Origin of the sequence: Vibrio sp. 10N.222.52.B7, from assembly GCF_041474275.1 — a bacterium.
In the GTDB taxonomy this organism is placed as follows: Bacteria; Pseudomonadota; Gammaproteobacteria; order Enterobacterales; family Vibrionaceae; genus Vibrio; species Vibrio crassostreae_C.
In genome coordinates, this window is sequence record NZ_JBFRTU010000210.1 from 1 (window position 1) to 504 (window position 504).

General features: G+C 45.0%; 1 pseudogene. It reads left to right on the forward strand.

What is annotated here, in order from left to right:
* Positions 1–504, forward strand: a pseudogene (locus AB4512_RS22445) (transcriptional regulator); the annotation flags it as partial.

The window sequence follows — 504 nt, forward strand, 5'->3', positions numbered from 1 at the left end:
ATCGATGGTTGTGTCTTGATCGAATCTCAACCACAAAGCGGAGCCACTATTCCTCTCACTCCAGTGAGCGACCACATATCACTAAGTCATACCAGTTCACTAGGTCAAAGCAGTATTGCGCTCTCTCTTGCAAGTAGCCATGAATCTGAATCTAAACAGGCGACACCTGCTTATCATCAAGTCGGCTCATACCGAAATAGACTGTGTTATTTCACTACTGGATGTTTGCTGCTGGCATCTGCGTTGTTGGCTTTCGCTAAAGTTAATGAGAGAAACCTCAGTGATATCAACCCTGTTAATCGACTCAACGAGCAGTGGATTGGTCAAGTACAAGTTTTCCAAGCTCCTGAAATGGCGATGACTCCTGAGCTAGAAAGCATCCTCTATCAGTATCAATGTGATTGTGTGGCGTACGTTAGCGAAGAGCCCGGCTATTCAGAACTCTCCGTACTCAACAAAGCAACACGCCAGTCTGTCAATATCTTTTACACGTCAACACAATTG